The sequence below is a fragment of the Paraburkholderia sp. RAU2J genome, from assembly GCF_003634845.1.
Taxonomy (GTDB): domain Bacteria; phylum Pseudomonadota; class Gammaproteobacteria; order Burkholderiales; family Burkholderiaceae; genus Paraburkholderia; species Paraburkholderia fynbosensis.
Window position 1 is genome coordinate 64,755 of sequence record NZ_RBXG01000004.1, and the last position, 26,258, is coordinate 91,012.

The 26,258-nt window shown below is 56.5% G+C and carries 26 protein-coding genes and 6 pseudogenes; 13 read left to right on the plus strand and 19 right to left on the minus strand.

Going from position 1 to position 26,258, the window contains the following annotated elements; all coding sequences use genetic code 11:
* The first annotated feature begins 1,004 nt into the window (after positions 1-1,004).
* The 5 genes from B0G69_RS37860 (at position 1,005) to B0G69_RS37875 (ending at position 3,208) form a co-directional block, all read left to right on the plus strand.
* Positions 1,005-1,580 (plus strand): hypothetical protein, encoded by a 576-nt coding sequence (locus tag B0G69_RS37860; protein ID WP_121325200.1) that lies wholly within the window; start codon positions 1,005-1,007, stop codon positions 1,578-1,580.
* A 65-nt stretch (positions 1,581-1,645) separates the two neighbouring features.
* Positions 1,646-2,098, plus strand: a complete 453-nt coding sequence (locus tag B0G69_RS37865; protein ID WP_241991720.1) for a hypothetical protein — start codon at positions 1,646-1,648, stop codon at positions 2,096-2,098.
* Positions 2,099-2,101: 3 nt separating this feature from the next.
* Positions 2,102-2,368 carry a hypothetical protein gene (locus tag B0G69_RS42535; protein WP_241991721.1) on the plus strand — a complete coding sequence of 89 codons (267 nt, stop codon included), beginning with the start codon at positions 2,102-2,104 and terminating at the stop codon, positions 2,366-2,368.
* A gap of 104 nt (positions 2,369-2,472) precedes the next feature.
* The gene (locus B0G69_RS42540; protein WP_241991722.1) at positions 2,473-2,784 is read left to right on the plus strand and encodes an ATP-binding domain-containing protein; all 312 of its coding nucleotides are present in this window, start codon (positions 2,473-2,475) and stop codon (positions 2,782-2,784) included.
* Positions 2,785-2,950: 166 nt separating this feature from the next.
* Entirely contained in the window at positions 2,951-3,208 is a 258-nt protein-coding gene (locus tag B0G69_RS37875) for a hypothetical protein (protein ID WP_121325201.1), read from the plus strand.
* A gap of 91 nt (positions 3,209-3,299) precedes the next feature.
* Here B0G69_RS37875 and B0G69_RS37880 read toward each other — a convergent pair whose 3' ends face one another.
* The 4 genes and pseudogenes from B0G69_RS37880 to B0G69_RS37900 form a co-directional block, all read right to left on the minus strand.
* Entirely contained in the window at positions 3,300-4,352 is a 1,053-nt protein-coding gene (locus B0G69_RS37880; protein WP_121325202.1) for a PDDEXK nuclease domain-containing protein, read from the minus strand.
* A gap of 290 nt (positions 4,353-4,642) precedes the next feature.
* Positions 4,643-4,837, minus strand: coding sequence for a hypothetical protein (locus tag B0G69_RS37885; protein WP_121325203.1), 195 nt, complete (start codon positions 4,835-4,837; stop codon positions 4,643-4,645).
* Position 4,838: 1 nt separating this feature from the next.
* A complete protein-coding gene (locus tag B0G69_RS37890) occupies positions 4,839-5,888 on the minus strand; it encodes a PDDEXK nuclease domain-containing protein (protein WP_121325204.1) in 1,050 nt (349 codons plus the stop codon).
* 870 nt (positions 5,889-6,758) lie between these two features.
* Positions 6,759-6,899 (minus strand): annotated as a pseudogene (locus B0G69_RS37900) (helix-turn-helix domain-containing protein); the annotation flags it as partial.
* On the opposite strand from B0G69_RS37900, the gene B0G69_RS37905 reads away from it, so the two are divergent.
* The 4 genes from B0G69_RS37905 (at position 6,898) to B0G69_RS37920 (ending at position 9,329) form a co-directional block, all read left to right on the plus strand.
* Positions 6,898-7,431, plus strand: coding sequence for a type II toxin-antitoxin system ParD family antitoxin (locus B0G69_RS37905; protein ID WP_158609055.1), 534 nt, complete (start codon positions 6,898-6,900; stop codon positions 7,429-7,431). The pseudogene B0G69_RS37900 and the gene B0G69_RS37905 overlap by 2 nt on opposite strands.
* Complete coding sequence (locus B0G69_RS37910; protein WP_121325207.1) at positions 7,418-7,723, plus strand: type II toxin-antitoxin system RelE/ParE family toxin; 306 nt, start codon at positions 7,418-7,420, stop codon at positions 7,721-7,723. Before B0G69_RS37905 ends, B0G69_RS37910 begins: the two co-directional genes overlap by 14 nt.
* 279 nt (positions 7,724-8,002) lie before the next feature.
* A complete protein-coding gene (locus tag B0G69_RS37915) occupies positions 8,003-8,380 on the plus strand; it encodes a DUF3564 family protein (RefSeq protein ID WP_121325208.1) in 378 nt (125 codons plus the stop codon).
* A gap of 685 nt (positions 8,381-9,065) precedes the next feature.
* Positions 9,066-9,329 (plus strand): hypothetical protein, encoded by a 264-nt coding sequence (locus tag B0G69_RS37920; RefSeq protein WP_121325209.1) that lies wholly within the window; start codon positions 9,066-9,068, stop codon positions 9,327-9,329.
* Positions 9,330-9,591: 262 nt separating this feature from the next.
* Here the strand turns inward: B0G69_RS37920 and B0G69_RS37925 are convergent, their stop codons facing one another.
* The 11 genes from B0G69_RS37925 to B0G69_RS40875 all read right to left on the minus strand — a co-directional run bounded on the left by B0G69_RS37925 (position 9,592) and on the right by B0G69_RS40875 (position 19,770).
* Positions 9,592-10,371: an ATP-binding cassette domain-containing protein gene (locus tag B0G69_RS37925; protein WP_121325210.1), complete on the minus strand. Its 780-nt coding sequence runs from the start codon at positions 10,369-10,371 to the stop codon at positions 9,592-9,594.
* Between the two features lie 15 nt (positions 10,372-10,386).
* Positions 10,387-11,100, minus strand: coding sequence for an ABC transporter permease (locus tag B0G69_RS37930; protein ID WP_121325211.1), 714 nt, complete (start codon positions 11,098-11,100; stop codon positions 10,387-10,389).
* Complete coding sequence (gene hisQ / locus B0G69_RS37935; protein WP_121325212.1) at positions 11,097-11,786, minus strand: histidine ABC transporter permease HisQ; 690 nt, start codon at positions 11,784-11,786, stop codon at positions 11,097-11,099. Before hisQ ends, B0G69_RS37930 begins: the two co-directional genes overlap by 4 nt.
* Positions 11,787-11,813: 27 nt before the next feature.
* The gene (locus B0G69_RS37940; RefSeq protein WP_121325213.1) at positions 11,814-12,902 is read right to left on the minus strand and encodes a succinylglutamate desuccinylase/aspartoacylase family protein; all 1,089 of its coding nucleotides are present in this window, start codon (positions 12,900-12,902) and stop codon (positions 11,814-11,816) included.
* Between the two features lie 207 nt (positions 12,903-13,109).
* Positions 13,110-13,880 carry an ABC transporter substrate-binding protein gene (locus B0G69_RS37945; RefSeq protein ID WP_121325631.1) on the minus strand — a complete coding sequence of 257 codons (771 nt, stop codon included), beginning with the start codon at positions 13,878-13,880 and terminating at the stop codon, positions 13,110-13,112.
* 186 nt (positions 13,881-14,066) lie between these two features.
* Positions 14,067-15,239 carry an aminotransferase class V-fold PLP-dependent enzyme gene (locus B0G69_RS37950; protein ID WP_121325214.1) on the minus strand — a complete coding sequence of 391 codons (1,173 nt, stop codon included), beginning with the start codon at positions 15,237-15,239 and terminating at the stop codon, positions 14,067-14,069.
* Positions 15,240-15,259: 20 nt separating this feature from the next.
* Positions 15,260-16,534 (minus strand): dicarboxylate/amino acid:cation symporter, encoded by a 1,275-nt coding sequence (locus tag B0G69_RS37955; RefSeq protein ID WP_121325215.1) that lies wholly within the window; start codon positions 16,532-16,534, stop codon positions 15,260-15,262.
* A 66-nt stretch (positions 16,535-16,600) separates the two neighbouring features.
* Complete coding sequence (fghA, locus tag B0G69_RS37960) at positions 16,601-17,449, minus strand: S-formylglutathione hydrolase (protein ID WP_121325216.1); 849 nt, start codon at positions 17,447-17,449, stop codon at positions 16,601-16,603.
* 80 nt (positions 17,450-17,529) lie between these two features.
* A complete protein-coding gene (locus B0G69_RS37965; protein WP_121325217.1) occupies positions 17,530-18,126 on the minus strand; it encodes a glutathione S-transferase in 597 nt (198 codons plus the stop codon).
* 40 nt (positions 18,127-18,166) lie between these two features.
* Positions 18,167-19,276 carry an S-(hydroxymethyl)glutathione dehydrogenase/class III alcohol dehydrogenase gene (locus tag B0G69_RS37970; RefSeq protein ID WP_121325218.1) on the minus strand — a complete coding sequence of 370 codons (1,110 nt, stop codon included), beginning with the start codon at positions 19,274-19,276 and terminating at the stop codon, positions 18,167-18,169.
* A 218-nt stretch (positions 19,277-19,494) separates the two neighbouring features.
* The gene (locus tag B0G69_RS40875; protein WP_147440834.1) at positions 19,495-19,770 is read right to left on the minus strand and encodes a hypothetical protein; all 276 of its coding nucleotides are present in this window, start codon (positions 19,768-19,770) and stop codon (positions 19,495-19,497) included.
* Positions 19,771-19,848: 78 nt separating this feature from the next.
* On the opposite strand from B0G69_RS40875, the gene B0G69_RS37975 reads away from it, so the two are divergent.
* Positions 19,849-20,691, plus strand: a complete 843-nt coding sequence (locus B0G69_RS37975) for an IclR family transcriptional regulator (protein ID WP_121325219.1) — start codon at positions 19,849-19,851, stop codon at positions 20,689-20,691.
* A 15-nt stretch (positions 20,692-20,706) separates the two neighbouring features.
* Here B0G69_RS37975 and B0G69_RS37980 read toward each other — a convergent pair.
* Together B0G69_RS37980 and B0G69_RS37985 are read right to left on the minus strand one after the other, a co-directional pair.
* Positions 20,707-21,108, minus strand: a pseudogene (locus tag B0G69_RS37980) (transposase); the annotation flags it as partial.
* 93 nt (positions 21,109-21,201) lie between these two features.
* Positions 21,202-21,489, minus strand: a pseudogene (locus B0G69_RS37985) (integrase core domain-containing protein); the annotation flags it as partial.
* 260 nt (positions 21,490-21,749) lie between these two features.
* Here B0G69_RS37985 and B0G69_RS42550 point away from each other — a divergent pair.
* Positions 21,750-22,055 (plus strand): annotated as a pseudogene (locus tag B0G69_RS42550) (helix-turn-helix domain-containing protein); the annotation flags it as partial.
* Positions 22,056-22,100: 45 nt separating this feature from the next.
* Here the strand turns inward: B0G69_RS42550 and B0G69_RS37995 are convergent.
* Together B0G69_RS37995 and B0G69_RS38000 are read right to left on the minus strand one after the other, a co-directional pair.
* Positions 22,101-22,322 (minus strand): annotated as a pseudogene (locus B0G69_RS37995) (transposase); the annotation flags it as partial.
* 1 nt (position 22,323) lies between these two features.
* Positions 22,324-22,831, minus strand: a pseudogene (locus B0G69_RS38000) (DDE-type integrase/transposase/recombinase); the annotation flags it as partial.
* Between the two features lie 1,049 nt (positions 22,832-23,880).
* Between B0G69_RS38000 and B0G69_RS38005 the strand changes: the two are divergent.
* On the plus strand, positions 23,881-25,206 hold the full coding sequence (locus B0G69_RS38005) for a peptide ligase PGM1-related protein (RefSeq protein WP_121325221.1): 1,326 nt from the start codon (positions 23,881-23,883) through the stop codon (positions 25,204-25,206).
* Positions 25,207-25,231: 25 nt separating this feature from the next.
* The gene (locus tag B0G69_RS38010; RefSeq protein ID WP_121325222.1) at positions 25,232-26,146 is read left to right on the plus strand and encodes a DMT family transporter; all 915 of its coding nucleotides are present in this window, start codon (positions 25,232-25,234) and stop codon (positions 26,144-26,146) included.
* Positions 26,147-26,258: the final 112 nt, after the last annotated feature.

Consider the following 26,258-nt stretch of genomic DNA (forward strand, 5'->3'; position numbering starts at 1 on the left):
AAACGATTTCTGTCGAGTTTTCATAACAGTTTCTGTGAATGCACTGAAAATCCTGAGAAAGGGAACAAAGTTTAGAAAATTCCTGTAGATCGACGAGCGTTTTCCTTAGACAGCGTGGTTCAGACGGTATCGGTGCCACCGCATGACAAGCAAAATCTGCATATTTTCCGGCACTAAATTTTGATAACCCCTGCGCTGCAGATTTTTGCAGGATTTACTTCCCAAAGTTTGCGGAATTTAGTTCCCCGCGCCCTATCTACGGCCGTGCAACTGTGGTTACATAATGGCCGCGGTACGGCAATCTTGTTCAATTTCCCACCACAGCAGGGAAAAGTGTTCCCGCGAAGGTTATGGCTGTTTATTGATGAGCAATTCTGTTCAAAGGTTGACGACCGCAGGGCAAAGATGGTTAAACGCTGACGAAACCAGCGTTCAGGACGACGCTGAGTTCACATTTACTCGACAATCGTGATCGTATTTGCCGAGGGCGGACAGGTCGCGCAGTCCGTGGTGCAGATGGGCGAAGCTTCAAGGGTTTTGACGCGCAGCGTTCGAGCGATTTGACATAAAAGGAATGATCACATTTTATTTCGTATTCCTACATATTGTAGATTGAAGTGGTGCCGGCCTCGGAGCTCCTGACAGGTAGCGCGTCTGCATGGAAGCGACTGACGCGATGGAGCGGGCAACGAAGGATCTTTTTCGTGTACGGAAGTCAAGCGGGAGTGACCTCATCGATCGCGTCGATCATGGATGTCCTGTCGCTTTCCCGGTCACGCGGCGGAAGACGCTTGACGCCAGTCGTGCGCTGCTCGTCCCCGAAGCCCGGCAGGCGCTCCCAGTCTCTGTCAAAATAGCAGCATTGGTTCCACCAGTTCCCGTGCACACCATTGCGGGTTCGTCGGGCTGCATGTCGCCGCCAACAGCGACGTACATTGCCGAAGACGGCAACCGGAATCTATCCTCCCGGCGATCGCGGGAAGAACCGTTACTGCAGGCACGACATGGCACACGAGCGTTGCGAACAATGCGGCAACCAGACGCCACCCTGGGACACCATACACTGCGGATCTGGCGATGGCCGCTATGAGTTGCTCTGCACTCTGTGCTTCAATGCCAGGATTGCCGAGTCCACTGGATTCACCGATTTCGAGAACGTCCGCCTTGACCCCATCCGGATGATCGACTGCCACGGGGAGCCGCACCAGTTCCATTTCCGGCTTCGGCTTTTTGGCAACCGGATGGCACTGGATGCGTTTGAGCTTCGGGGAGAGCTTCGCGCGGGCTACCGGTTCCAGTTGATCGGCGAAGCTGACGAAGATGTGTTCGTGTTGCTCGGGCGCCTCGTTGAGAAGGTGCGTCGCGCGCTGTCGGTCAGGCACATCGATTTTCATGAGCGCCGGATCATTGACAGTACGGTGCGCGGGCATATCGAATGGGATGAGACGCAGGCGGGGCGCTTGCCACTCGTGGTGATCGACGGCAAGGAGGTCTCGTGGGAGGATCTTGGGCAAATGCTCATGAGCATGGAAGGATGGCAGTTCCGGCTCGATATCGCTGACCCGAGCGAAGAGCTTTGAGTCGCGTTGCAGACGCGGCGAAACGGGCGACAAACCCTATCCCCGGACCGGTTTGCCGACCTGACATGTACAACCTGCGGGGTGCAGCCATGGTCGCAGTCAAGCACGATGATCTTTCTTTGGCCTTTGACTTCGTCAGCTACGCGGCGCCAACGGAGCATAACGCGTATGTCTCGCTCGATACAGGCAAGATCTATTGGACTTCCGATTCCAGCGACGCGCTCGACGAGGAGATTCCTGACGACCTTGAAACTTCCGATCGCTACCTTGCGATACCGCACAGGAACGAGCTCGATCTCGGAAGACGTCTCGCCTTGCGCTTTGTCGCACAGGAGTTGCCTGCGCGTTATGACCAGGTCGAAGGACTATTCCGGCGGCAAGGAGCTTATGCGCGTTTCAAGGATTTGCTGGACCGTGAGGGCGTTCTCGAGCGCTGGTATTCGTTTGAAACCGATGCTGTCGAAAGCGCGCTGAGGCAATGGTGTGCCGAAAACGGGCTTGAGCTTCTTGAGATGTGACGGATGCTGCTGGCTCTCGCAACGCCAGGTGTGCTGCTTCCGAAGATCAAACGCGGACGCGTGCTCGCACTGCTCGGTGAGCGCACGCCCATCCGGGAACAGGAAACCATCGGCTCGATCCTGATGGAAGATGCCGCGCTAGCGCCGCCGGTCGACGCAATCCTGTGCCGGAAGAATGTCACGGCGATCTGGGCAGTTCGCCGCGGCACTCGAGGCGGGACATCGACCTGCGATCCGGATGAGTCCGGCCGAGATTCTCGCATACGCTGACGGCGCGGACCGCTTGCTGGCCGGCCAGCGGGCATTCCGCCCGGCGGCGGAGCGATGCGCAGGCGTTTGCGCGCAGCGCATTTGGTCAGGACCTGCTGTCGGTTGTGCGCATCGTCGACGAACTCGGTACTGGCTATCTGCAAGCCTTGGCGCCGCGCCCGGCGACGGCAGGCGCCGCAGACTATGGGATCTCAACCGTACACCGTGCCAAGGGGCTCGAATGGAAGCGGGTCAAGGTGGCGAACGATTTTCGCCTGCGCGGTGCCGACGGCCGCCCGATGCCGGACGAGGATGAGCTTCGGCTGCTTTACGTGGCCGTGACTCGCGCGCAGCATGCACTCGATATCTCCGCATTGCGCGACGAGTGCACCGGCTTTTTAGTCTCCTGCACCAGGCCCGGCCGGCATAACAGATGAAATCCAGCGTCGACCCAGTTCCGGCACCGCGGCGATGTTCACGCAGACCACGCCCACCTGCCGCCCGCGGCACGCGACAGAAACTGGCGCTCACATGGACGTCCGGAACCGGGGTAGAACGGCATTACAGGGCTGGATGCCCATGAATTCAAGGAGATTTAATACGATGGCAGCACCGAGTTTTGTCTATACGATCTCCTGTGTCGCGAAGATGCTCCGAGAGCCGGTGGATTGGCTGGACGAACTGGCGACTCTGAACCTGGAGCCAGAGGACGGGTGTCTCGGGATCATCGACGATCTGGACGTCCCCGCCGAGCAGTTGGTCTCCGTAACCGCCTTCACGGATGCTGGAATCGAGGCACTCAAGGAACTGGTTGCTGAAGCAAAGCGGCAGTCTGGCGGGACGGGCAGCGCAGGTAGATAGGCGCGGATCAGGACCACGCATGCACGCCCTGGCAGACCAGGGCGTCATCGCCGTCCCCACGATCGGGCAATCGTCCAGTCATCCGGGCTGATCACTGCCGCTGTGCATCGGGCAAATCGGGCCGGAGTTCCGCCTCGATTTGATCGATTGATGGCAGACCGCTTTCCAGCGATTCAGGCACATGGCGCAAAAGCTGATATTCGGCAACGCCCATTGGGTTGGCCACGCCGCGCAGCGCATATTCCGCCACGAGCCGGTTCTTTTCCTTGCACAGCAGCAGGCCAATTGTCGGCTGGTCCTCGCCCGCCTTGACCTGCGCGTCGATCGCGGACAGGTAGAAGTTCAACTGGCCTGCATATTCGGGCTTGAACGGTGTTGTTTTCAGTTCGACGACGACGTAGCAACGCAGCTTGAGATGGTAGAAAAGCAGATCGACAAAAAACTCGTCGCCGCCTACCTCCAGCCGGTACTGGCGTCCCACGAATGCGAAGCCGGAGCCCAGTTCGAGCAGGAAGCGGGTGATGTGTTGGGTGAGCGCGCGCTCGATGTCGCGCTCCTGGGCGTTCTCGGCCAGACCGAGGAAGTCAAGGATATACGGATCCTTAAGCGCGTCGCGCGCGAGATCGGACTGCGGTGGCGGCAACCGGTCGGCGAAATTCGTGACTGCGTTGCCGGCACGCCCATGGGCGGCCGTCTCGATCTGCATGGTCAGCACGCTGCGCGACCAGCCGTGCTCGAGCGACTTTTCCGCATACCACAACCGTTGGGCGTCGTCGTTGAGCTTGTCCAGCAGTGTCACGACGTGCGACCACGGTAATTGTGCAACGGGCTGTTGCACAAATTCCGGCTGCGGGAAGGCTTGTGCCAGCGCGCGCATGTACTTGAGGTTGCGAGGGGAGAATCCGCGCATGTCGGGAAACGCTGCCTTGAGGTCGCGCGCGAGCCGGTCGACAACGCCGGCCCCCCAGCCTTGTCGCTGCTGCCTGTCGAGAATGTCGCGGCCAATCTGCCAGTACAGTGTGACCAGTTCGCGATTCGCGCTGGCCGCGGCGCGCTGCCGCGCGCGCTCGACGCGCTGCTTGAGTTCGGCAAACCAGTGGTGATAATCCTCAGCCCATGCGGGCGTACCCAGATCTTTGTTCATGCGCTTTGGTAGTCGGGGCACCGGTTGTCGCGCCCGGAAGGAAATTATCGTGGGGGAACCGGCAGTCGACAAGCGGAGCCAGCGTGGAGTCGCCGCGATGATACCATCGCACCCCGTTAAAAATGTTGATAAATTATGTTATGTCAAATTTACTGGCGCAGCCTCGCGGACTGCTTCGCCGGCCAGATCGCGGACAGCCGTTTATACCTGCCCCTTGCGAAACTGGTCCCATAGACGATCAAAACGGGAGACTTCTGCAACGATCATCGGTGCGCGGGAAACCCAACGGCTCAGGAAAGAATCCTCAGGTTACGAATGCGGCCGATCGACGGCGAGCGCTCACGGATCAGATTGGCAACGAACTCTGGCAACAGTGCCCGGGGCACCGTGACCGGTACATCGCAGATCATCTGCGAGGGGACGTGCACGATAAAATCGTTCGGCGCAGCCACGAGACTGTGCTCATAGGTGATTCGATAGTCCATCTTATGGGTGCCCAGATAGTTCAGGTCCTTCATCCGGTCCAAGCTCCGCCTCGATCTGCTCGATTGACGGCAGGTCCGGCATGAGCGGCGCCGGGATGTCGCGCAGCAACTGATATTCGGCGACGCCCATGGGGTTGGCGATGCCACGCAACGCATATTCGGCGACCAGCCGATTGTTTTCCTTACAGAGCAACAGGCCAATCGTGGGCTGGTCGTGCGTTCCCTTGACCTGTGCATCGACGGCTGACAGATAGAAGTTCAGCTGACCGGCATATTCTGGCTTGAATGGCGTCGCCTTCAGTTCGACAACCACGTAGCATCTGAGCTTCAAATGGTAAAACAGCAGGTCGATGAAGAACTCGTCGCCGGCCACTTCAAGCCGGTATTGCCGTGCGACGAACGCGAAGCCGGCGCCAAGTTCAAGAAGGAAACGCGTGATGTGCCGCGTCAGCGCGTGCTCGATGTCGCGTTCCTGGGCGCTTTCGGTCAGGCCCAGAAAATCGAAGATATACGGATCCTTGAGTGTGTCGCGGGCAAGGTCGGACTGAGGCGGAGGCAGACGATCGGGAAAATTGGTGACGGCACTGCCCTGGCGTTCCTGCAGGCGACTTTCGATCTGCATCACGAGCACGTTCCGGGACCAGCCGTGTTCGATCGATTTGGCGGCGTACCACTCGCGCGCTTCTGATGCCTTAAGCTTATCCAGCAACGTGACCACATGAGACCAGGGCAATTGTGCAACAGGGTATTGCACAAATTCCTCGCCCGGCCAGGCTTCGGCCAGCGTACGCATGTACTTCAGGTTTCGCGGCGAAAAGCCGCGCATGTCGGGAAACGCCGCGCGCAGATCGCGCGCCAGCTGATCGACGACCTTTGCGCCCCACCCTTGTCGCCGCTGCCGCTCGAGGATCTCGCGGCCTATCTGCCAATATAGCGAGACCAGCTCCCGGTTGACCGACAACGCGGCGCGCTGCCGCGCGTGCTCGACACGGGACTTAAGGTCGCTGAGCCAGGCGCTATAGTCAGCGGCGGTAAAAGACACTTCAGTCATACCGTCCTGTGAAACATGGCGCCGCAACTGCCGGCGAATTGCATCGATTATCAACGGTCGACGCCCGAAACGGCAATTCCTCCCCAGGAGCCGCTCCCAGCTTGATATCCCGGCGTACCGTCATGCAGATCCCTACGCCTCCCAAAGCCGTTCTCACCGACATGCGACAGTGCTGATATCAATGCCGGTTGCAACCCGCCGCGCCGGTGCCCGCCAGATGAGGTGGGTCGACGCCTGGGAAAGCCGCTCCTCTTGGGACGGGGCTCTTTCCACGTGCCTGACCCGTTGCTGGCTCTGGGGCGAATCTACTGGTTGCTTCACTGCCGCAGCTTCAGATTGACGTCGACCGCGTTAATTTTCCGCAAGTGCCGGTGACCGTCGACCCGGCGTCGACCGCGGCATCGGCGGCGTCCAATGCACAAAGGGGCACCTTCCTGAGAACCACGGATGCGTGGAAACCTGCGTCATCTATCGCCCCGTCAGATTTTCTCCACGGTGCGAAGAAGACTCGGAGACGCGCCCCTGATTCTAATAGCGAGCCTTGCCGTTTCCGACGAGTCTGTATATATTAACAGTACTGTGTATTTGTACAGTATTGCCGGAGGCGAAAAATGGAGCACCTGGTGAGAATCTACAACGAGAGGGATCGGCGGACACTCGAGTGGCTGCGCCGCCATGTCGGTGATGCAGCGATTGCTCTGGCTGTCGAAGGCTGCGCAAAATCCGGCAAGCCTTATCTCACCACCGTTTGCAGGCGCCTGGGAGTCCAGCCCCCTGAGTTTTCAAACCCAGACCAGGCAGCGCCAAGTCCGGTGGCCGAACACTCTCTAGCGGCTATCCGATTGATCCTCGCGTCGCGGGCATCAACGGCCGGTATCGCGTTACCAGCCGCTCGACCTGACGCACGGTCAGACCCAGTCGCCCGGCGGCACGCCCTGGCTTGAGCCCCATGTCCACCACGGCCTGGATCACCTTCAAACGGTCGAGTTCGCGCAGTGCGGCTGGGATCATGACTGGCTCCTGCGATCACGCTGCAAAATGCCAGCTTGCCAGCCACGGTAAAGCACGACATTTGTATCTTGCCAGAACACGACATTCGCATATTGCCGCTACAGGTTGTCAGATGACAACTTTAATTATGTCAAATTTGGTATCCAACTGCCAGCCAGGAGAACTGGACTCTCGCGAAAGCCAAGTCTTGCGTAAACTGAGCAAAGTTTGTACATTCTATGTACATATCTTGCTTTCCGGGAGACCGGCCATGAACGTCAATTTTCCGCCTGTCGACGAAAATTTCATCAGGAAAAGCGTAGACGGTGGTCTGTACAGCAACGCGAACGAACTGGTCCGCGACGCGGTCCGCCGGCTGCGCGAGAGCGAAGAGCGGCATATTGAGCTGCTGGCTGCCATCCAGCTTGGCGAAGACGACATCGCGCAAGGACGCACAGGAACATACTCGAAAGAAATGGTGCGGGCGATCCGCGACCGCGTTCTGAAACGCGCAGCGTCCGGCGAGAAGCCAAAGTCCGATGTCACACCCTGAGTATCGGCTGGAGCTTGCAGCCGAGGCGCAGGATGACTTCGAGGACATATTGCTCCATACGCTGCTGACGTGGGGCGAGCGCCAGATGCAGGCCTATGGCGACCTGCTCGATCGCTCACTGAGTACGATCCGGACCAACCCGAACATTGGCCACGTGCACCCCTTTGTGCGCGATCCGTACAAATGTTTCCAAGCAGGCCAGCATCTTATCTTTTATCGCGTGCAGGACGTTACGGTATTCGTCGTCCGCATCCTGCATAGTCGCATGGACCCAGCCAGCAGGCTCGACTAGTACAACATCTCGTAAATCAGGCTACAAACATGGCTTCTGAAGCGTGACGACGCCCTCGCCCGTCTCGTTGAACGCTTCTGTTCCAGGCAGAGGGTCCCATCGCCTTGTGGCTGCGAAGGGCGGCGCCAATGGTTGCCAGACTGACTGGACGATGCGAATTAAACGGGCATTGGCGGCACTCTGGCGCATGCAAAAAACCTCACAGTTGCACATATAGTTAACATGTGAAGCGATTACCGTGGCGGATCACGAGGCCCCGAACAACGATCGGAGAATTCCATGCGCATTACGCTCCATCTCGACACGTTCGACCGCATTGACCCGAATGCCTATGCAATCATCTGGCTCGACACCGAAGCCCACAAGTGGTCTCGCGAGGGGCATGCCGGCCTCCAGCTTCCAGAATGGGGAAAGCTGCGGGTCGATGCCCGCGGCACGCTGGTTTGCGGTCAACATGATACGCGCCCTCTGTTCATCGTCGAAGGTCTTGCAATAGAAGCCCGAACTGGCCCGTTCGAGGGTGAATCAGGTGAGGCGCTATGGTGCGGCAGTGAACGCGAAAGCGGACCACGCGTTGCAGGGCACTGGCATGTGCAGTGCGTCGACAGGGAAACTGTGCTTGCCGAGCACAGCGTGTTCGCGGAGGAAGAGATCTGAAGCGAATCCGCAGGCCGGCAAATGGTGCAGGATGCGCGATGCGGGATTCGCGACCGTTTTGAACTGTCGAGACTCGAAAACGGCCCAATCAAACCGGACGGCACGCGTTGCGCGACCCATCCACGAACCGGCGGCGTGCCGCGCGGGCCAGAGCGGCGTAGATTGACTGCAACAGCAGACTCGACCTGAGCAAGGACGACCTGGCTGATGTCCGTTGAACACTCGACTCTGGGCTCTGGGCACTTTCCCCCTTGCGCTGGAGCGGTCATGCTTCGAGCGCGGTGTTCACCATATCCAAGTTGACCGGAATGGCAGGAAGCTGAACGAAGCCGACAGCTGAATCTCATGTCCACGGCACGAGCAAATGCCACGTCATGGCCGACAGGACTTCTCCGACTGTCGCATGGGCGGGCCATTGGCTGCTCCCGAGTGTCGTCGCTAGAGATGGCGGGCATGACCGAACAACGGTCACAAAAATCCTGTTTTCACCACCGCGCCAAACGCCAAGCACGTGCGGACCGAGTTGGACGTCAGACGTGATCACCCTGCCCGATGAATCAGACATGGTCGCCCTGAGAGCGAGGGGTATCAACGCGATACGTAAATAAAAGGCCAAATCGCCTGCCAGACATGTCACGCCGCCATGCTAGGATGTTTTTCCCTTCACCGCGCCGAAGAGACGAACATGACAGCCCATGATTTCACCGAGTTTTCGTGGGACGAACAGGAAGACGTCAAGGCTGTGCTTGCAAGCCGGGGACTTGATTTGCGCGAGTTCAAGATCGCGGACGACGATAACTCCCGCTCCGGTGGCAGAAAAGGAGCGATCCGGCAGATCTCCATAACGCGCATCACCAACGGCAAAATGGCGATCTACGACACCGATCATTTCGCACCATGGATCACCGATTTCGACCAGGCGCTGGCGGCGGGATATTTCGACGACTGAAGTCGCTGCGTTCACCGTCTACGAGCTTGCATTGGATACCGCCGATGTCGGCCTCGTACATCGCGGCAAACGCCCGATCCATCTTCGCCAGCGCCTCGTTCGCCATATTACATCCTCTTCCTGAGCTCGCCGAAGCAATCGCAGCAACTCACTGGATCCCACTACTGCACCCAACCTCTTTTCCCCTCGATCACGCCCCGCGAGGTGCAATACGGAGGGGGCCGAGACGCGTTCGCAAGGCGTGATGCGCAGCCTGCGGAGCTTACTTCAGGCTGCCCGACAGGAATTGTTTCAGGCGCTCAGTCCGCGTATTACCGAAAACCTCCGCCGGCGTCCCCTCTTCTTCGACGCGCCCCTGATGCAAGAACAGCACGTGGTTCGATACGTTTCGCGCGAAGCCCATTTCGTGCGTGACGACAATCATCGTGCGGCCTTCTCCAGCCAATCTCTGCATGACCTTCAGCACTTCGCCGACGAGCTCCGGGTCGAGTGCCGACGTCGGCTCGTCGAACAGCATCACGTCTGGATGCATCGCAAGCGCTCGCGCTATCGCGACCCGCTGCTGCTGCCCTCCCGAGAGATGCGACGGATACTGCTTTTCCGTGCATGGGGCTAGTCCGACCTTTTCGAGATACTCTCGCGCCCGCTCCTCCGCTTCGCGCCTTGACAGCCCTAACACGTGCACCGGCGCTTCCATCACGTTTTCGAGAACATTCATATGCGCCCACAGATTGAAGTGCTGGAACACCATCGCGAGCTTCGTGCGCACACTGCGCAGTTCCCCAGTATCAGTAGCCTTGAGGGTGCCCGTCTTGTCTCTATGAGTTCGCACTTCCTCACCGTCGACGAAGATGCGTCCCGCGTTGGGCTGCTCCAGGAAATTAATACAACGAAGCATCGTGCTTTTTCCCGATCCGGATGACCCGATGACGCTGATCACGTCGCCCGCATTCGCCCGCAGTGAAACGCCCTTCAGCACTTCGACGCTACCGTACTGCTTATGCAGATCTTCGACAAATACCTTGTGAATCTGATTGTTCATGGTGTAGTTCGTAAATCACGTGCCCTGTGGGCGAAGATAGGCAAGCCAGTGATGCTCGGCGCGACGGAACATCCCAACCAGAGCAAATGAGATCGCCAGGTAAAGAAGCGCCGCGGTGCCGAACGCCTCGAATGACATGTACGTTTCCGAATTCACATCGCGCGCAATCTTAAGGAGGTCCGGTACCGTTGCTGTAAACGCGACAGACGTCGAGTGCAGCATCACGATTACCTCGTTACTGTATAGGGGCAGAGAGCGACGCAATGCAGATGGCAGAATCACCCGCCGATACATCGTAAGCGTGCTCATCCCGTACGCTCTCGCGGCTTCGATTTCGCCAAACGACGCCGCCTTGATTGCGCCCGCAAAGATCTCGGTTGTATACGCGCAGGTATTCAGCGCGAATGCGAGCAGGGTGCAATTCATCCCGCTCCGGAAGAACTCGTCCAGGAGCGGCTCACCACGGATGACCTGCAGGCTGTAGAGCCCCGTGTAGCAAAGCAGCAGTTGCAAGTAGAGTGGCGTGCCGCGGAATGCATATGTGTAGAGCCAAACCATTCTGGAGAGCCATTTCCGCCTTGACACCCGTGCCACGGCAAGCGGAACGGACAGACAAAAGCCGATTCCTACCGAAACGACGAGGAGCCACAATGTAATAACAACGCCCGTGAAGCGATATCCATCGCTATATAGATAGTTACGCCAGTACTCCTGAATAACTTCGATCATAATTCTGCTCTCCGGACGCCAGTCGAATATCGCTTCTCGAGCCAGACCAAACAAAGATTCGAGAGCGTCGTAATAAGGAGATAAATCGCTCCCGCGATCAGGGTGAAGAAGAAGAATCGCAGAGTGCCCTTGCCTGCATCCTGAGACGCCTTCACGACATCGACTAGCCCAATTATCGACACGAGCGCTGTCGATTTGACAAGCACCTGCCAATTGTTTCCAATGCCGGGCAACGCAAAGCGCATCATTTGAGGAAACATGATTCGCGAGAAAACCTGCCAACCGGACATGCCGTACGCACTGCCTGCCTCGAGCTGACCACGCGGGACGGACAGAAACGCACCCCGAAACGTTTCCGTGAAATATGCACCGTAGATGAAGCCGAGCACGAACACGCCCGCTCCGAAGGGGTCGATGTCAATCTGATTCCACGCCAACGCGTCTGTCGCTTGGTTTAGCCAGATCTGCAGGCTATAGAAGAGCAGCAGCATCAGCACGAGATCGGGCACGCCCCGAACAAGCGTCGTGTAGGCCGTACTGAGGCCACATGTGAAGCGGTTCCTTGACAATTTCGCTGCCGCGCCGAGCAGTCCGAGCACGAACGACAACGTGAGCGACAACAGTGACAACTTGATGGTCTGCGAAGTGCCCGCAAGAATAATCGGGCCATAGCCTTGTAAGAACATACTCGGTCTCCAACTGCATCGTCTGAGCTAAACTGCTGGCCTTCCCGTTACCCGTCCAATTTCCGCACCGGCCGTTGCAAACCGGATGGCATGGCGCATGTAGAAGACACCTCTAGTTCTGCTCTTTACTGTGGTGACCCTCTCATCCAAGGGATCAACAATATCGAACAGAGGATCCCCCTCATCCACGAGAATGCCAACTTTCGCGATATAAACGACTATGCCACTATGAGGAGCGTGGTACTCCTCTCGTGAGGCCCACAAGGTCGCCGAGTGCGGCAAGGGCGGCAACGGCTTTACCTCTCCTTCAATCACGCCCTGGTACGTCAGGTAATCTATGATCGCATCCGCGTCCTTTCTGGCATAGGCATAAGATACGTCCCGCTCACCTCTGAGCTCCACCGTAGCAGCCACCGCACCGTCAGGGACGGCTTTCGAAATGCCGCATTGATTGCGGAGTTCGCACCAGAAGCTACCAATCGTCTCGTCGAAGGTCCCTCCCTCGAATTCATTTCCCAAAAGCTGAGTGGTAGAACCGAGATATCGGGCAAGAGGCTCTATCTGAGACCATCCTGAAATATTTGTGTAGATATGAACGTCAGCCTCGAGTGAACAGTGAAGATCCAGGACGATATCCGCGTCACAGGCCAGCTTCAAAAGCGTCAACTGTAGCGAATCGAATTCCGTCCTGGGAACTTCAAGGTCAATGCCTTCCCGGAGAACTGATCGAATTAGATTCATATTTTCCGCCTTGTCATTGGAAAGCAGCGGCGCGATCTTGGGCACCAGGTGCCTTAATGGATAGAATTGGCGATTAAAGTTTCGGGAGGTATTCATCTCGAAACAGCCGAGAAATTGCCCGAGCAGATGCTGATTCAGACTTATCGGATTGGCCACAGGTACAAGTGTGATCTCTCCTCTGATTTTTCCCGAACTCTCCAATTCCTGGAGACGTTTCTGGAGCATTACGCTCACCAACATTGCAGGGATCTCGTCAGCGTGCAACGATGATTGAAGATACACCTTCTTCTCAGCTGGCTTACCAAACGTCGAGGCCACCACCTCGCGTTGGGTCCCGACCGCGGGCGAGACCAAGGGGAATTTATGCTTCTTCATAGATACTCACCACCTTTCAGTATTCTGTAGAGACAGAAGAGTGCGACACAGGGTACTTGACGTTTTACCATCAAGTACCGTCACCGCACTCGGCATCGCGAAGTGTCGCTGCATTTTTAAACTGCCGCCGGCAGTGCCTCGTCGCAAGAAAGCTCATTACGCAGGCGAATACACGTCATTGCATTGCCACAACGCACCCAAATACCATCAGCTTCCGTATGGATTAAATTCGAAATATTTCTTTGCGATTCTAGAATAAGTCCCATCAGCCAGCATTCCCTCAATAGCTTTATTTATTCGATTTTCCAGATCAACGTCATTCTTTCTAAAACCGATTCCCGCCCCGTTACTCGAATAAATGTCCCCGCCAGAAAATTCGAAATTCTTTCCATTCTGCGTCTTCAGAAGGCCATATTCTGTCGTCACCGCATCCTGAAATACTCCATCAAGTCTCCCGGAAATCAAATCGGCGTAGACCTGATCCTGGATTTGATAGGACACGACAATTGCACCCGCTGGTTCCCAATATTTCTTTGCGTACGTTTCCTGGATGGAGCCTTGTTGAACCCCGATTTTTTTACCCTTTAATGACGTGGGGGTCGACTCCAGACCTGAACCTTTTCGTACAACCAGGCGATTTGGGGTCTTATACAGCCTCGAGGAAAAATCTATTTGCTGGCGTCGCTTTTCCGTCATTGACATCGCAGACAGAATAGCATCGAATTTTCTCGCCGCAAGCGCGGGAATCAGACCATCAAATTCATTTTCCACCCATACGCACTTCGCATGCAAACGCGCACATATCTCCGTCCCAAGATCGATATCAAATCCGACCAAAGTGCCACTCGGCGTTTTTGATTCGAACGGCGGAGAAGTTGGATCCACACCAAACCTGATCGTCGACCAATCGTCAGCGGACGCGACGCTCGAAAAGCAAGCGATCGCAAGGGAAATAGCCACAAGAAATATCTTCTTCATCAATGCATCCATTCAGAAATGATCGTCAGTTATAGAAAACAATCCCGCCTTCGAACTCGCAATTCCACCGCCTCCAATCCAGCACTTTGAAATCGAACCTACATCCTTTAATCATGGAACCGTAAGCTTCTTGCCCGCATTGGGTTGAGACGATCCACCCCACCGATCCGTCACTGCCCTCTTCCATTAGTCCATGTTTGCAAACTTTGCCAGCGAGCCCTCCTTGAGGCCGTTGCGAACGATCTCCGCAAAACGGTAAACGTCGTCGGCACTGTTGAACAATGCAAACGAGACGCGGATGCCACCACGTTCCGGTGACACACGCACGTCATTGCGGGCGAAATAGGCCGCCCACGTTTCGACCGGCAGCGCGAGGACATAGATATGATTGCGTTGACCACGGTCGCGTGGCCCTACTAGCCTGACGCCAAGACGGTCGAGATGTTCGATCAGGCAGTCTCCCAGCGCCGTCACATGTTGCTGGATAGCAGCCACGCCGACGTCTTCGATCATCTCGAGCGACGCGGATAGTGCATGCAGATCCGGGAGATTGACATTTCCGAACTCGAATCGCCCGGCGTCTTTTCTCACATCAAGGTCGTCTGGCCGAGCGATGTAGTCGGAAGGCGGACGCGCCATGCTCGACATCGCCAGATATGCAGGTTGCAGTTCATCCAACCCGTCGGCCACGTAGAGAATACCGAGGCCTTGGGGTACGAGAAGCCCCTTGTGCGTCCCTGCGGCTAGCACGGAGACACCAAGCGCCTTGACGTCGATCGGGATCACACCAACCGACTGCATCGCGTCAACAACGAGGTAGACCCCGCGCTCCTTGCACAACTTGCCGATGCTGGCCAAGTCGTGCACTTGCCCTGCATGAAAGCTCACGTGGGAGAGCGTCACGACCTTCGTCCGCTCGTCAATGTATGGAGCAAACGTCTGGGCATTGGCAATCTCACCATCCCGCAGTTTCACGAATCGGACTTCAATGCCCTTGCGTTTCATGTTCAACCATGCGTACGCATTGTTTGGATGGTCCCCCTCGATCAGTACGACGTTGTCGCCAGCCTGCAGCGGCACTGCATTTGCGGCAATGTTCAAGCCCTCCGAAGTATTTTTCGTAAATGCAATTTCGCTGGAAGTCGCATTCAGAAAAGCCGCAACGCGAGCGCGTGCCTGTTCCACACGACGCAACCAGACAGGTTTTGGGCCAGCCATCTGATGGCCTTCTGCAATGAATTCCTCGAGCGCCTCACGCACACTGGTGGGCATCGGCGTCTGATGCGCAGAGTCCAGATACAACATGCGTTTGGTAACAGGAAATTGGCGTCGAATAGTAGTGAGCAGGTCGGCATTCATAGTGTTTCTCTTCAAAGAATCTACCGGTGAATCTGAGCAGGATTGGAGGATGCCTGTACGGCGTCGTTTGCGCGGCGGAGCTCCCATCTGGCAATCACTGCCGACGCGATGCTGTTTCCAACTACGTTGGTGACGGTTCGCCCCATGTCAACAAACGTATCGGCCGCGAGAAGAAGCAAAATTCCTTCAGCCGGGACGCCGAAAAGCGGGAGCGTGGCAGCCACTACCACGATCGATGCACGCGGAACGCCGGCGATACCCTTGCTTGAAATCAGCATGACAAGGAGCATCCCGATTTGCCCAACGAAGCTCACGTGAATGCCGTAGGCTTGCAACAAAAACACCGTTGCGAACGCCTGGTACATCATGGAGCCATCTGCATTGAACGAGTAAGCGAGAGGAAGAATGAATGCAGCAATCTTGTTGGATATTCCGAACTTCTCGAGCTGCTCAAGCATCTTCGGAAAGGTCGCTTCGCTGCTCGAGGTCGAGAACGCGATAAGCATGGGCTCCTTGACCAATCCCAGCAGGCGGAACACGTCCGGGCCGATGAAAAGAAAACCGATGCCGATCAGAATTAGGCATAGGATAATCATCCCGCCATAGACGCTGCCAATGAATTTACCGTAGACGCTGAGCACCCCCAAACCCTGCAAAGTAACCACGGAAGCTACCGCAGCAAAAACGCCCAGTGGCGCAAAGCGCATTACGTAGTTGGTCACCTTCAGCATGACTTTAAAGGCACCTTCAATCGTCGAGCTCAACCCGGCAAGGGACGGTTCGCGTTCACGAAGGGTCGAAATTGCAAAGCCGAAGAAAACAGCGAACACGAGAATTGCGATAATGTCGTTCTGAGACATCGCGAGGAAAATACTCTGCGGAACAATATGAGAAACAAAATTTCGCAAATTAAAGGCCTCGGTGCTAACGCCCGCTCCCGTCGCGCTATGCGGCAGTTCGACGCCGATTCCAAGACCGAGTGCATTCGAGAGCAGCAATCCGAGCACCAGCGAGAGGATCGACGCAGCCACGAACCAAAGAATGGCTCGCCCCCCAATGCGGCCGACCTCTCCGGGACTGTCCGTATGCCCCATACCCGCGATGACACCCGTAAAAACAAGTGGTGCAATGATCATCTTAATTAGTCGCAGGAAAGCGTCCGTCAGCATGGATAGGTAGCCAGCGATCTGTTTGTTGAGTTCAGTCGATCCGGTCGCAGAATGGACGATCGCCCCAACAATCAGACCCGTGACAAGGCCCGCGAGAATCCAGGTGGAGAGTCGAGTACGCTTCATGATGCACCCCGTTTCGGAACATTCGGCCGGACCAGCCCGGCCCGAGATATCGTTGCAATTAATCGCTCATCCGCCCGCGCTCAGATGGCGCGCGTGATGCCCCAGATGCTCATCGATAAACGTCGACACGAAGTAGTAGCTGTGGTCGTAGCCGGCGTGTACGCGCAACCGCAACGGCACATCGCCGCGCTCGGCAGCTCCCTGCAACAACTCAGGCTTGAGTTGCGAATGCAGCAATTCATCTTCCGCCCCCTGGTCGACGAGAATGTCAGGGCCGCGCCACCCTCGGTCGGCTATCAACTCGACCGCGTCGTACTTTCTCCATTTCACTTCGTTATTCCCGAGGTACCCAGAGAACGCCTTTTTCCCCCACTCACATTGAGTCGGAGCGGAAACAGGCGAAAATGCGGAAACAGTGCGGAACAGGGTTGGATTCCTCAGCGCAATGGTCAACGCGCCGTGCCCGCCCATGGAATGACCCGCAATGCCGATCCGCGCGGCGTCGACAGGAAAACACTTAGTGATAAGGCGTGGCAGTTCGTCAACGATGTACGAGTACATCCTGTAGTTGAACGACCAAGGTGCCCGTGTTGCATCGACATAGAAGCTGGCACCGCACCCGAAATCGTATGCCTCGTCATCCGGCACACGGGGTCCACGCGGACTCGTATCGGGTGCAATGATGGCTAACCCGAGGGCACTAGCGGCACGCTGTGCGCCCGCTTTCGTGATGAAGTTCTGCTCCGTGCAGGTGAGTCCCGACAGCCAGAACAGCGCTGGCACTCGCTCGATTCCAGACATTGGCGGAAGGTAAACGGCGAACCGCATGTCGCAGTGCAGCGCGATGGAACGATGCCGATAGACACTCTGAGTGCCGTCGAAGCACTGGAAACTCGACAGGAGTTCGGGATTCATGACTGCCCTGGTAGATCAAATAACCGCGGTGACGTTGATTGGCCGCGAGGCGGAGCACATTGACCTCGCGGCGCACTGACTTAAATACCGGGCATGGCGATGAATCCCGGAAGCTTCTTGATGCGCTCGATCCATGCGAGCACGTTCGGATAGGGCTTCAGATCGATGCCGCCCTCGCCAGCGAGCGCGGTGTAGGGAAAGCACGCGATATCGCCAATGGTCGGATGATTCAGTTCAAGCCAGTCGCGACTCGCAAGCTGATCGTCGAGGATCTTGAAAACACGGTTGCCACCAGCCTGAAGTTTCTCGAGGTCAAGCGGGTAGCCCAGGATCTTCACAAGTCGCGCACCGGCGGCGTTCATGACTTCGCCTCCGCCAGTGGAAAGCCATTGATTGATCCGGCCCATCGATTCGGGAGTATTGGGGTACCACGTGCCGCTTTTGTCGTATTTGCTAGCCAGGTAGACCATGATCGCCTGCGCGTCACGCAGACGCAGCTCACCGTCCTCGAAAATCGGTATTTCGCCGAACGGATTGAGCGCCGTGTACTTCTCCGTCTTGTGTTCCTTGCGCACGAAGTCGACCGAAACTGCCTCGTATTGCACACCGAGAATGTTGGCCAGCAAGCGGATCTTGTAGCAACTACCGGACAACTCGAAATCGTAGAGTTTGATCATGTGAGTTCCTTTTTTGTCGTTTGGGGTGGGAGAAAATGCCTTAGAACGTGACGACGGAGCGGATCGACTTGCCCTCGCGCATGAGATCGAACGCCTCATTGATGCGCTCCAACGGCATGACGTGTGTGATCAGGTCATCGATGTTGATCTTGCCTTCCATATACCAATCGACGATCTTCGGAACGTCCGTGCGGCCTCGCGCGCCTCCGAAGGCCGATCCCCTCCAGACGCGACCGGTCACGAGCTGGAACGGGCGAGTCGAAATCTCCTGGCCCGCGCCAGCAACGCCGATCACAGTACTGACGCCCCAACCCTTATGGCAGGCCTCCAGGGCCTGGCGCATCAGCGTCGGATTTCCGACGCACTCGAAGGTATAGTCCGCACCGCCTCCGGTCAGGCCGATCAGGTACTGGACGATGTCGCCATCAATTTCCTTCGGATTCACGAAGTGCGTCATGCCGAATTTCTCGGCCAGCGCCTTGCGCACAGGATTAATGTCAACGCCGACAATCATGTCGGCGCCGGCAAGTCGCGCGCCCTGAATGACGTTCAAGCCAATGCCGCCAAGGCCAAATACAATGACTCTCGATCCGACCTCAACTTTTGCCGTATAGAGCACCGCGCCAATGCCGGTTGTTACGCCGCAACCGATGTAACAGACCTTGTCGAACGGCGCGTCTTCCCGGATCTTCGCAAGGGCGATTTCCGGGACGACCGTGTAGTTGGCGAAAGTCGATGTTCCCATGTAGTGCAGCACAGGCTCTCCGTTCAGCGTGAAGCGGCTGGTGCCATCGGGCATCAATCCACGCCCCTGAGTCGAGCGAATTGCCTGACACAGATTCGTCTTGCGCGACAGACAGAACTCGCACTGACGACATTCGGGCGTGTAAAGCGGAATAACGTGGTCACCAGGCTTGAGCGACTTAACGCCATCGCCCACCTCGACCACAACACCCGCTCCCTCGTGGCCGAGGATGGCCGGAAACACTCCTTCGGGGTCATCGCCCGACAGCGTGAAGGCGTCGGTATGACATACACCGGTCGCCTTGATTTCAACTAGCACTTCCCCCGCACGCGGACCGGCAAGTTGCACTGTCTCTATGCTCAGAGGAGCCCCGGACTTCAGGGCCACGGCTGCTCGTACGTCCATACTTTTCTCTCATTGATGTGGTGAAGGCCAGCGCGACATAACGCATTGCATTTGTCCCAATTTTTGGTTCTCATAATTCCATTGTCAAGGACATATAAACACCTAGACAGAGGATCATCCACACAGATGACTGTCTCAGACTGTCACGTTATCCTTTGATAACGTGCATATTTTCTTCAATACCGCTTGTCGCTCTCGACTAGCCCTATGGAAAACCCCTAATTAACCGCGCGCAGCGGATGATTATTTGTTCCGAATTTCGGAACCAATTTGTTAAAAGGGGCTCGAACAATGGTTCCGGCAATCGGGCAATACGGAAAGGGCTGGAACGATGAAGCCAGCGGGAGGCGGTCTTCGGGTCGCCCACGATGGGGCAATTTCGAATCAACAGTACTTGCGCGAATTAACTTGCCGATCCGCATAGCAAGCAGCGGTGCCGTAAGTTGGTATGCGGGCGGGCGCAGCGCGACGACGTCGTGACCCAGTTGATTCATGTATCCTTACGCGTCCCTATCTCACATTAGCCAATCTCTTACCAGGCGTCGACGTCTGGCAAACGGCGTAAGGCAGCCATGCGCAAGGTTGAAATCCCCGTTCCGAAAATGGCAGAACCCGAGGTCTCCCCTACCGAGAGAGCCTTCCACATCATCGAGATGACGGCTCAACTGGGACGGGTGTCGACCGTGGATATCATCACTGCACTCGGCATCCCGAAGACGACGGCTCACCGTCTCGTGAGCAATCTTGAGGAACTCGGCTTTCTCGAGCACGGCATCGAACGCGGCCGCTACCAAGTCGGTCCGCGATTGCTGGAGCTCGCGACCAACGTACTCACCACTGCGTTTTCGCACGGCCCCGTCCACGCACTTCTCATGGAGCTTTCAAGGCGGACTTCGGAGACCGTGAGTCTTGGCGTCATGCGCGGCTCAGAGGTGGTCTACGTCGATAGCGCAATCGGCAACTCGCCTCTGACACTCAATTTCCAGAAGGGGCATCGTACGCCTTTACACTGCACGTCCAGCGGCCGCGTGTTCCTGGCCAACATGGATCAGATGCAACTCGACGCTTATATGTTGAGCGGTCCTTGGGAACCAATTACTCCTTACACGATTGTCGACCCGGATCGGTTAAGACAGGAGATCGATATGGTTCGCACGCAGGGCTATGCGACCAACGACTCGGAGTTCGCTATTGGTGTCGTTGGCGCAGCGGTACCGATCGCAGCCCGCAATGGGCGCGTCATTGCGTGTTTGAGCATTTCTGCACCGAAGGCGCGAAAGTCGCTCGAAGACATGACACTGTTCGTACCGACGTTACAAGCCACAGCCTTGCGAATCACGAAGATCCTGAGCGTGACCAAGAGTGACGATGTCCGCGAAGAGGCTGAAAGCACCGATGGACGAAGGCGCAGTTGACGTCAAGATTGGCGGCAAACTTGGACCGCTTTGCTGGGCCGGTGACTTGACCGGCATCAAACGCATGTGTGGACGGTTAGCGGCCTCACAGATCGCTTCGGCATCCTGTGCGTCGTTCTTCACGTGGGGACCTCCCTTGCGATACGGGGCCGCAAATTGCGGTGGAATGAGCCGCGTTTTGTGTCCGAGCGTGCGCAGCTTACGCGCCCAATAGTGCGCCGCGCTGCACGCTTCCATGGCCACCAGGCACGGCTCAAGATTGGCAAACCAGATCATGAACCGTTCGCGGGAAATTGCCTTGCGTACGACGACACGCTCGGCAGCGTCGACCGTGTGGACTTGCATCACATTCTTCGCCAGATCCACGCCAACGCGAGTAATGTTTTCCCTGACTTCCCCCTTCGCTGAAGGTTGTATAACACAGCCATGATGGCACCAACCGGCGCCGATCTGGCGATCGCGGAGGTCCTTACCAATTCCCGGGTTTTCCGAGACACCGTTTTGCTTGAGTCACGCCCTGATGGCGAACCCAGCGAGTTTTGAATAATAAGCGGCTTCTGCCTCGGCAGGCGGAATGTTGCCGATGGGACCGAAGAGTCGACGATTGTTGAACCAGTCCACCCATTCGAGCGTCGCCATTTCAACGGCCTGCAGATTGCGCCACGGTCCGAGGCGATGGATCACTTCCGCCTCGTACAAGCCGTTGATCGTTTCAGCCAGTGCGTTATCGTAGGAGTCGCCCACGCTGCCCACTGACGGCTCGATGCCAGCCTCGATCAACCGATCCGTATAGCGGATCAATGCGTATTGCCCGCATTCAACCAGTCGTCGCGACACCATGAATTTAAGGAGTTGCGATGGGAACAACTAGACATGGTCGTTGCCGGCGGGGAGTTCGTTCGACGATGGGTTCGGTCGGGCGACCCGGCGCCGGTCTGAGAGAAGACCGACAGCGCTTCTGGAAGGCAATTGCTCAAGGCCTCCCAAGCGAGAACGCGGCGCCGGTAGCTGGCGTGTCACCAGCGGTCGACGTGCGCTGATTCCGACAAAGTGGCGGCATGCCTAATATCAATCTTGCTCCGCTTTCAGCTCGTTTTCTGTCCTTCTCGGAACGGGAGGAGATCGCTCTTCTGCACGCGCAGCATCACGGCGTTCGTGGGATTGCCAGACGGACCGGGCGACATGCTTCGACGATCTCGCGAGAGCTGAGCCGCAATTCGGCCACTCGAAGCGGTTATGAGGAATATCGGGCTTCGACGGCACAATGGCATGCGCAGCGGCGCGCCAGACGCCCGGAGCCTGCCAGGCTCGTTGCTAACGAATCCCTTAGACACTATGTTCAAAATCGACTGTCCGGGGCGATCAAGACTGAGCGCGGCAAGCGTGTCGGTCCCCACCTGGCCTGGACGCGCAAGCCTGGCTGCGCGGTGACGATTGGCCAGCAGGCCGTAACTGCGAATGTGCTTGAACCCATCGGGCAGCACATGCAGCAGGAAACGACGGATGAATTCATCGGCGCTGAGCGTCATGGTCTTGTGCGCGGTGCCGTGTTTATAGTCTTTCCACTGGAAGGTGACAGCGTCGCCGTCGAAACGCATCAGTCGGTTGTTGGAGATGGCGACGCGATGGGTGGCCTTGATTGGAATGCAGTATCGGCTTGTCACGTGGCCCAAGCTTCGTGAAGGCCCTGTTCAGCATCGTGTTGACCATGTCGAATTGAGGACGTCGTGCCACCTCGTATGCGACGATTTCGCCGTTGTAGACGTCGAGAACAACCGGAGAAAGGTAAAGTTTCTGGCCGCCGACATTAAACTCGGTCACGTCTGTCACCCACTTCTGGTTGGGGCACGACGCACCAAATTTTCGCTTCAGCACGTTGGGAGCAATCTTGCCGACGTTCCCTTTGAACGACTTGTACTTCTTTGGTCGAATGCAAGAATTCAGAGATAGCTCGCCGATGAGACACTGTATCCTCGTGTTGATTCTCCCGCCCTGGCAACGAATGGCAGCCATGATTCGACGATACCCATAGCGGCCCTTGTGCTGCTCAAAGAGCGCATGGATACGTTCCTTCAGGCCCGCATACTTTGTCCCCGCCCTGCAGTGCCTTCTGCTGGTAATAGAAAGTGCTGCGGGCCAAGGCGAACGCTTTCCGATTGATCGTGGCATGTATAGGATAACTCTCGTCGCGTTTTGGAAGCGATTTAGGCTACGCGCGACGCCGCGCAGAAGATTGTGGGCTCTGCAGTCAAGATAGACAATCGGATAAAGCGCGTCGAGCGCGCAGGCACCGCGCGGAAGTCGGCGCCCTTTCGAGCTAGGGCAAAGTTCGAACCCCTATCCTCTCCATTACAGGGCGGCATTCGCTTTTTCCGCGTTCTCTTACCCGCTTCCCGACAACTTCCCTCGCGGGTCGCCTGCCAACTATCGATGTTCTGAACCTTGGCAGAGAACTCGGGCTTACCACGTTCCCGTTCTTGCCGACCCGACTGTTCCCGGGCCTATCCGGTTAGCGTCTGTCTTTCCCCCGGCAGCTCTTGTGACGACGTGCTCCTTCTGATTAGAAAAGCAACCGGCTGCACACCTTTTGGCCAGGGCCTGTCAGCCACTTTGGCGCTTCGGAAATGACGAGGTTTATCAACAATTCATTTATGTTACGCATGCGGAACTTGCCTGGCACCTCACACCGCACGGCGGCTGGCAGTGTCGCCCGCCCCGTCACCGGGGTGAGCCGTCAATCGAGAGGCGCGTTGTCTCCAAAGCGTCATACTCAGCCGTTACCAGTTGACCATGTCTGGATAGGCAACTGTCGGTCGCACAACAGGTCGCAGTTCCAAGCTCCTTCCTTCGGCGCGTGGGATACGACAGGACAAGAACGAGCTTTGCTGCCCTCACAACTTGACGTTCCACACGCTATGGGCAGCAGCACGTGCCGCACAATCAGTGTTTCCCTAGGTCCGTCTTGGATATAGCGCTTGAGGCGCTCAACGGTTGTCATGATTTACGGAAATATCAATAGTTATTGACAGGCGTCAATAACCGTTCTATCGGTTGCACTTCCATCGCTCTCCGCGCGATATATTGTCTATGCCACGCACGTTCAAACAATGCATCCACCACCTTGCGTCTTGTGGATCTGCTCAATACCGCCGGACCGGAACTTCGGCAAAATTGATGGAGGCAAACGAAATGCCTACCTTGTTCCTAGGAAATGCTGATACGGATGCGATGGTTACCAGCCCTCAGAGCCTTAGCAAGCGTTACAGGCAGTTTAGTGCCTCCGCTTCTAGGCGGCATCTATGGATGATGTCACCTGGAGATGCGATTATTCTCCCTTCGGCCGGTGACCAGAAACATGTTGAGTATATTGAAGAAATCCTCCAATATAACCGGGGCTCACTTCGCGCACTTTATGTGCACGGTCAATCTGATGACCCATATCCATTAAGTTTCGAGAACCTAAAATCGGATGCAATTCTTTGCGCGGTCAAGGAGCTCGGCCTGCACACGAATAACTGGTCGATTCACCCCTATATTGCAGATCAAGTCGCTTTTGACTTTGGTCAGTTAATCGATGTTCCTGTAAGTTTCGGGAGATCCGGAACGCCGGCATGTGAAGCTGCGGAGCTGTTCAACGACAAGCGGGTATTTCGGGCGCTAGCTGCAGGTCTGCACGTGCCAACAGCCGCCGGGCGGACGTGTTCGTCACTGGCACAATTGACCTCTGCCTTGGCAGAGCTCACACCGCTTACCGGATCCTCCATTGTGAAGCTTGATCGGCACTCTGGGGCAGAAGGGAATGTGCTGATCACACGTGACGACATATCGAGCGCACCGGGTACGCATAAGGTTCATCGTGTTATCGATCAGCAGGAGCACACGCGCGCTGCGCAAGAGGTGTACTCGGAGTTAAGCCGAGAGGGGACCCCGTTTTTTATCGTTGAGAGCTACCATCATTCGGTACATTCGGTAGGTGTCCACTATTTGCTGGAAGCTGATTCGATCACTCTCAGCGGTATCGCCGACATCCGACTAGCGCCGGCCTACTCGGGAATGATCTGGCCCACGAACTTGCCTGAGACGGTCGCTCATAGACTCCTCGCCGAAGGCCAAAAACTCGTCGGGGACATTGCCAGATTTGGACACCGAGGACCGATCAGTGTTGATGCCATAGTGAGTTCTGACGGTGAGGTTCTGATCAATGAAGTTAATGCGCGTCACGGAGGTTTCACTGCGGCGAAGGCGATTATCGATAAGGTCGCGAAAAAAACCAGAATCAATACGCCAATCGTTGCAGCGACCCGCACAAACTTGACTAGCGATATGGATTTCCAATCCTTGCGCACACTTCTGGAGCGAGAAGAACTGGGCTTCGCGCATGCACGCGGGACAGGCATTATCATTCCGGTTGAAGATTTGCGCAACACTGGACGCATCGAAATTCTGACCATCGCGGCATCCGAGGCGGAACTGGAGTGCATCGAAAATCGATTCATGCGGTTGGCATGCTGCTGAAATCAACTTGCTAAAGGCCTGAGGAATGTTTACGAGTGAGTCCCAGTTGTTCCGCATGCTGAACCGACAAAAGTTTCGTGGCATTGCATTCATATCTTGCGCGACCTTTCTTTTCGCAGCGGTAGATGCGATCGCAAAATTTATTTCAACGCGATATCCCGCGAATGAAATCACGTTCTTTCGGATGCTTTTTGGGCTGGTTCCTGCCGCGTATATGTTCCAGTTTCGCCGCAGCCAACGGAAGGGACTGACAATTTCCCGCTTCTACGGGCACTTCCTGAGAGCCGTCATGGCACTAGGCTCGATGATACTGTTCTTTGCCGGCTTACCGTACCTGCCCTTGTCAACTGCTGTGACGCTGCAGTACACGGAGGCGATCTTCATCGGTTTGTTCTCTATCGTTTTCTTGTCCGAGCGTTTCCGCCTCGCTACGGCGATAGCGTCGGCCGTCGGGTTCTTCGGCGTGGCCCTGGTTTCATCGTTCACCGAAAACAGTGCTTCATTGCTAGGAGTTGGCCTGATACTGCTTAGTGCCATGTTTGGCGCTGGTTCCGTTATCCAGATCAAGAAGCTCTCCCGGACCGAAGAGACGGCCTCGATTGTCTTGTATTTCACGATCATTGCGACGGTTTTGAGCGGAGTGTCACTTCTCGCTGCCTGGGTAACACCGAGCGTAAAAGACATCGGGTACATGGCGCTGCTCGGACTAACTGCTGGCACCGGACAACTCATGCTGACCATCGCGTTTAGGAACAATACCGCGTCGCTCCTCGCCCCGATTAGCTATTTGGGTGTCGTATGGGCAATCATTTTTGGGTACGTAATCTGGGGGGAAGTCATTTCCGCGCAGGCAATGTTCGGCTCGACGGTGATTGTCGGAAGTGCATTGCATCTTGGCACGTCTGACAAGCACGTTGACGCTGACGACGGCGCTGCCTGAATGCGGTAGGCCCGACTTCCATGTTTAGGAAGATCTGAAAATGTCCTAGCATTGAGTTTCCCGTGAGGGATCATGGGTCGCGTTAGGGCAACGCTGATCAAGTCCACCGCCC